Annotated in this window: 3 protein-coding genes; 1 reads left to right on the top strand and 2 read right to left on the bottom strand. The window is 72.6% G+C overall.

From position 1 onward, the window contains the following. Positions 1-211: 211 nt before the first annotated feature. Positions 212-3,352, top strand: coding sequence for a DNA polymerase I (gene polA / locus MOX02_RS28770; protein ID WP_147029207.1), 3,141 nt, complete (start codon positions 212-214; stop codon positions 3,350-3,352). 210 nt (positions 3,353-3,562) lie between these two features. On the opposite strand, the gene copM is transcribed toward polA, so the two are convergent. Together copM and MOX02_RS28780 are read right to left on the bottom strand one after the other, a co-directional pair. Beyond that, positions 3,563-4,204, bottom strand: coding sequence for a CopM family metallochaperone (copM, locus tag MOX02_RS28775; protein ID WP_147029208.1), 642 nt, complete (start codon positions 4,202-4,204; stop codon positions 3,563-3,565). Between the two features lie 75 nt (positions 4,205-4,279). Then, on the bottom strand, positions 4,280-4,681 hold the full coding sequence (locus MOX02_RS28780; protein ID WP_147029209.1) for a hypothetical protein: 402 nt from the start codon (positions 4,679-4,681) through the stop codon (positions 4,280-4,282). Between the last annotated feature and the right edge of the window lie 77 nt (positions 4,682-4,758).

Here is a 4,758-nt window from a genome sequence, read left to right on the forward strand (position 1 = left end):
GGTGAGGGGTGCGACCTCTCCGTATAAACCTGTACCCCTCACCCTCTCCCGAATGGGCGAGGGGACCCGCGCCCGGTCGTTTCAGATCTGTGCAGGCGGGGCCGCCGCCCACCTCTCCCGAAAGGGCGAGGGAGCACGTCGCGCCCGCGGACGGTTTCGACGCGGTCCCGCGCCCTCGACGAAACGCCGTTTTTCCCGCAGACCATCGCGCATGACGAACGCCGCCTCCGCTCCCTCCACGGTCGCCTCCGACAGCCCCGCGCCCGTCGGCCCCGGCGATCAGGTGCTCCTGGTCGACGGCTCGTCCTTCATCTTCCGGGCCTACTTCCAGTCGATAAACCAGCCGGAGCGCTACAATTTCCGGCCCTCGGACGGGCTGCCGACCGGCGCCGTGCGGCTGTTCTGCGCCAAGATCGCCCAGTTCGTGCAGGAGGGGGCGGCGGGCGTCTGCCCGACCCATCTCGGCATCGTCTTCGACAAGTCCGAGGGCTCGTTCCGCAAGGAGATGTTCCCCGACTACAAGGGCCACCGCCCCGACGCGCCGGACGACCTCAAGCGCCAGATGCCGCTGATGCGCGAGGCCGTGCGCGCCTTCGGCCTGCACGCGGTCGAGCTCGAGCGCTACGAGGCGGACGACCTCATCGCCACCTACGCCCGCCAGGCCGAGGCGCGGGGTGCCGGCGTCATCATCGTCTCCTCCGACAAGGACCTGATGCAGCTCGTCGGGCCCCTCGTGCGCTTCTACGACTTCGAGTCGGGCGCCAAGGGCAAGCCCGGCTACCGGCCCGAGCGCAACCTCGACGTGGACGCCATCGTGGCCAAGTGGGAGGGGCTGCAGCCCACCCAGATCGGCGACGCGCTGGCGCTGATCGGCGACACCTCGGACAACGTGCCGGGCGTGCCCGGCATCGGCCTCAAGACCGCCGCGGCGCTGATCAAGGAGTACGGCAGCCTAGAGGGGCTCCTGGAGCGGGCGGGCGAGATCAAGCAGCCCAAGCGCCGCGAGACGCTGCTCGCCAACATCGATCAGGCCCGGCTCTCGCGGCAGCTCGTGGCGCTGATGGAGGACGTGCCCGTCCCCGTCCCCCTCGACGACCTGCGCCTGCCCAAGCCCGACCCCGAGAAGCTCGTCGGCTTCCTCAAGGCGATGGAGTTCAACACCCTGACGCGGCGCATCGCGCAGATGCTGCACGTCGACCCCGAGGCCGTGCGCCCGGACCCGAGCCTGCTGCCGGGGGGCGCTCCCCACGCCTACGCGAACGAAGCGGGCGGCAGCGACGCGGTGCCGTTCTTCGGCGACGTGCCGCCCGACCCCGAGACGGCGGCGGGCGGCATGGACCGGCCGGAGGGGAGCGCCCCGCCCGAGATCGACCCCTTCGCCGACCTCGACCTGCCGGACGCCGCCCCCAAGCCCCGCGGCCCGGCCGAGCCCGGCCCCTCGAACCTCGTCGCGGCGCGCGCGGCCGAGGCGGTGAAGCCCTTCGACACGGCGGCCTACGAGACGATCCTGTCGCTCGAGCAGCTCGACGCCTGGATCGCCGAGGCGGAGGAGGCGGGCGTCATCGCGGTCGACACCGAGACCGACGCGCTCGACGCCAACCGCGCCGGCCTCGTGGGCGTCTCCCTCGCCGTCGCGCCGGGGCGCGCCGCCTACATCCCGCTCGCCCACCGGAAGGACGCCAAGGCCGGCGACCTGTTCGGCGACGGGGCGGGGGAGCCGGACGGGCTCCTGCCCGGCCAGATCGACCTCGACGCGGCGCTCGCGCGCCTCAAGCCCCTCCTCGAGAACCCGGGCGTTCTCAAGGTCGGCCAGAACCTCAAGTACGACTGGCTGGTCCTCTCCCGCTACGGCATCGCGGTTTTCCCCTTCGACGACACGATGCTGATCTCCTACGTGCTCGACGCCGGCAAGGGCGGCCACGGCATGGACGAGCTCGCCCGCCGCCATCTCGGCCACCAGCCCATCACCTTCTCGGACGTGGCGGGCACCGGCCGCGCCAAGGTCACCTTCGACAAGGTGGCGCTCGACAGGGCCACCGCCTACGCGGCCGAGGACGCGGACGTGACGCTGCGGCTGTGGCGGATGATGAAGCCCCGCCTCGTGGCCGAGCGGCGCGTCGCCGTCTACGAGACGCTGGAGCGCCCGCTCCTGCCCGTCGTCGCCCGCATGGAGGGCCACGGCATCCGGGTCGACCGCAACATGCTGAGCCGGCTCTCCGGAGACTTCGCCCAGACGCTGGCGCGCCTGGAGGAGGAGATCCAGGAGGACGCGGGCGAGACGTTCTCCGTCTCGTCGCCGAAGCAGATCGGCGACATCCTGTTCGGCAAGATGGGCCTGCCCGGCGCCAAGAAGACGCCCTCCGGCCAGTGGGCGACGCCCGCAACCCTCCTCGAGGAGCTCGCCCAGGCCGGCCACGAGCTGCCGAAGAAGATCCTGGAATACCGCCAGCTCTCGAAGCTGAAATCGACCTACACGGACTCGCTGCAGGAGCACGCCGACCGCCGCACCGACCGGGTCCACACCTCGTTCTCGCTCGCCGCCACCACCACGGGCCGGCTCTCCTCCTCCGACCCGAACCTGCAGAACATCCCGATCCGCACCGAGGAGGGCCGCCGCATCCGCCGCGCCTTCGTGGCGGCCGAGGGCAACAAGCTGATCTCGGCCGACTACTCGCAGATCGAGCTGCGGCTGCTGGCCCACATCGCCGACATCCCGCAGCTCCGCCAAGCCTTCGAGGACGGGATCGACATCCACGCGGCCACCGCCTCCGCGATGTTCGGCGTGCCGCTGACCGAGATGACGCCGGACCTGCGGCGGCGGGCCAAGACCATCAACTTCGGCATCATCTACGGCATCTCGGCCTTCGGGCTCGCCGACCGCCTCGGCATCGGCCAGCCCGAGGCGTCGGCCTTCATCAAGCAGTATTTCGAGCGCTTTCCCGGCATCCGCGCCTACATCGACGAGACGAAGCGCTTCTGCCGGGACAAGGGCTACGTCACGACCCTGTTCGGCCGCGTCTGCCACTATCCGCAGATCCGCTCGAACAACCCGCAGGAGCGGGCGAGCGTGGAGCGCCAGGCCATCAACGCCCCGATCCAGGGCACGGCGGCCGACATCATCCGCCGCGCCATGACCCGGATGGAGGGAGCTCTCGCCGCCGAGAGGCTCAGCGCGCGCATGCTCCTGCAGGTGCACGACGAGCTCGTCTTCGAGGCGCCCGAGGCGGAGGTGGAGCGCGCGCTCCCCGTGATCGCGCGGGTGATGGAGGAGGCCCCGCACCCCGCCGTCACCCTGCGCGTGCCCCTGGCCGTCGAGGCGCGGGCGGCGGGCAACTGGGAAGAGGCGCACTGAGGCCCGTCAGGTTTCAGCAGTCGAACGCTTTGTCGGTTCCGACTCGCAGATCGCGTCCATTTTCAGGAAGCGGGAAACCGTATCCGTCGCCCAGCTTCTCCCAGTACAGCTTTCCGGTTCTGCCCGGGTTCGATGACCTGAGCAGAACACACGGATCATGACATCTTCAGCGAGACGCGGCACCCACGCCCCGCTCGTCCCTGCGCCGCCTCAGCGGGCGGCCGGCAGGCCCGCGCCCGGCGCCCAGGACTGCCCGCGCGCCTCGGCCCGCGTCCCCGGCTCCTCCGTGTGGCTGCGGTAGGAATCAGGGCCGAGGACGTGGCGCGGCCCGCTTGCCTGCGGCACCGCCGCGCCGCGCCGGGCGAGCCAGGCCTGCATCTCGGCGATCTCGCGCTGCTGCTCCACGATCACGGCCTCGGCGAGCTGGCGCGTCCACGGGTCCTTGGCGTGGCGCAGCGCCACCCGCGCCATGTCGATGGCGCCCTGGTGGTGCGGGATCATCTGGATGCGGAAATCGGTGTCCGGGTCGCCCGTGTAGGGCAGGTCCATGCCGCGCATCATGCCGGCATGGGCCGCCTTGAACTCGGACACTGCCGGCCCGTCGCCCGCCGAGGCGGCGTGCCCGGCATGGGCGCTGCGCGGGGCGCCGCGCGCCTTGGCGGGGGCCGCCTGCGGCCTCGGACCGGCGCCGTGATGGCCCGGGTGGCCGTGACGGCCGCCGTGCTGCGCCGCGGCGTCCGGCAGCGGCACGAGGCTCAGCCCGGCCGCCAGCGCCAGGGCCGTCAGGGCGTGGGTCGTGAATGGGCGCGTCGGAACGCGACGCCCCGTCCCGGGGTGCGACGTGGGGTGCATGGCTCTCTCCTGAATGACGACGTGCGCCCCGCACGCGGGTGCGGCGGGGCAGGGCCGCGGGGTCGCGGCCGGCCTTCAGGCGGAGCGCTTGGGGATCCCGGGTTCGGGCGCGTGGGCCCGGCCCGTCACGGGCCGTGTCGCGTCGCGGTAGGAGACGGCCCGGCAGGGCGCGACCGCGACTGCCGCGGGCGCGACCTCCGGGAGCTGCACGGGCGCGAAGCAGCACGCCGTCCGGCACCCGTCCCGGTCGTGCGGCGGGTGGTGGTCCGCGGAAGCGGCGTGATCGTGAGCGACGTGGTCCCGCGCGGCGTGCGTGTGCGCGGCGTGTTCCGGGGCGGCGGCCGCGGGATGGTCGTGGCGGTCGTGGCGCCCAAAGTCGGCGGCCGGGACGACGCTCACGACCCGCGCCTGGGCGACGCCTGCCGTGGTGAGGGCGAGCGCGAGCAGGAGATGGGCCAGGGCGCGAAGCAGCCGCATTGGCCGCGAACCTAGTGGCGCCGCCCACCGGCCGCAACCGCGGCATGAGGAGCGCACCCCTCACCGGGCCCCCCCTG

Source organism: Methylobacterium oxalidis, from assembly GCF_007992195.1.
In the GTDB taxonomy this organism is placed as follows: domain Bacteria; phylum Pseudomonadota; class Alphaproteobacteria; order Rhizobiales; family Beijerinckiaceae; genus Methylobacterium; species Methylobacterium oxalidis.